Source organism: Neolewinella aquimaris (genome assembly GCF_014197245.1).
In the GTDB taxonomy this organism is placed as follows: domain Bacteria; phylum Bacteroidota; class Bacteroidia; order Chitinophagales; family Saprospiraceae; genus Neolewinella; species Neolewinella aquimaris.
Window position 1 is genome coordinate 1 of record NZ_JACIFF010000026.1, and the last position, 1,353, is coordinate 1,353.

General features: G+C 59.6%; 1 protein-coding gene. It reads right to left on the reverse strand.

Going from position 1 to position 1,353, the window contains the following annotated elements; genetic code table 11:
* Positions 1 to 17: 17 nt before the first annotated feature.
* Positions 18 to 1,031, reverse strand: coding sequence for an IS110 family RNA-guided transposase (locus GGR28_RS18840; protein WP_183497386.1), 1,014 nt, complete (start codon positions 1,029 to 1,031; stop codon positions 18 to 20).
* Positions 1,032 to 1,353 lie beyond the last annotated feature (322 nt).

A 1,353-nucleotide genomic window follows, 5' to 3' on the forward strand; every position in this document is an offset into this window, starting at 1 on the left:
AATCTGTTTACTATTGTCTACGCAAGTCCTGCATGGACTTTTTTGTCATACGTAACGTCTTTCTTCAGGCACGTGTACAGGACCCGGATCATCTTGTTGCGCACCGCATTGATGGCCTGTCGGTACGTCCGTCCCTTAGCGCGCAATCGGTCGTACAATTCCTTGAACGGGGAGGGCCGCATAATGAGAAATTGCGCCCCCTGATGCAGGGCGGTTTTCAACGGTTTACTCACCGCCCGGCTCACCCGACTCCGTCGATGGATCGACGTTCCGCTTTGGAACTCATAGGGCACCAAGCCGGCGTAAGCCGCACACGCCCGGGCCGAGGCAATGCGCTCGAACAGCCCCGTGATGGCCAGGATCACCACCACGTTCTTTGGACCGATGCCCGGCACGGAGCGGGCAATTTCCAGTTTGCGCCGGGCCCGCTCGTCGGCTTCGATGAGTCGTAGGATTTCCAGGTCCAGGGCCGCCAACTGCTGGTCGATGGCTTCGATCAGCTGGCAGTTGAGGCGCTGACCGACGGCATTGGGGGGCACCAGGGCAAAGGCCTCCTTGGCCCGATGGGAGGTGTGGAGCGACTGCCGCATGCGCACCAGTTTGGTCCGGGAGTGGCTCAACTCCCTCAGGTGCAGGCTTAGCGCGCTGGGCGGGGTGTACCAGGTAGCCCGCTCGTGCTTCCAGCGGCAGTACTCGGCGATGTTGCGGGCATCAACGGCATCGGTCTTGCGCTTCTGCCGCCCCATGCTCCGCTTGAGTTGCAGGGGGTCCTCCATCCAGAGGTGCAAGCCGAGGGGCTCGACCAGTCCCAGCAGGGGATAGGTGTAGCGGCCCGTGTTCTCCACACAGTGAGCAAAGGCGGCTAGATCCGTTTCCCAGCGCTTACTCCACTGCCGAAGGAGCTTGCCGATGGCCGTGGGGGTGTTGGCTACCTGACCCTCCTGCACCGGCTCGGACTGCTGCGGATCACGGATACAAAAGTTGAGGCTGGCTTTGGATACGTCCCAACCTACGTAATAGGCAAAATCCATATCTTAGGGAAAGTTTGTGCCGCGGACGGTGGCTGGAAAGTTCAACACCTTTCGAAGCGGGCTGCGGCGGACAGCTGAGCGCTGCCGCTCCCAGTTTACTATTCGAACTTACATCCAGACACCCGACCCGGGGGTGAAAACAGATTACGGGCTCGCAGCCCAGCGGTGAAATCGCTTTCCCCGAGCCGGTGTCCGAGGCGGGTTACAACTGTTTCAATTGTGCACGGCGGCCCTGCCTTCTAGCGAAGGGCCGCCGTAACAATTTACACATTTGCCGCTAAAGAATGTGACCAGAAAAATGGACACTACAAACATAAAGGCG

What these genes read in the sequence shown, in the direction of transcription:
- GGR28_RS18840 (WP_183497386.1), bottom strand. Translation starts at nt 1,031, where the DNA reads ATGGATTTTGCCTATTACGTAGGTTGGGACGTATCCAAAGCCAGCCTC.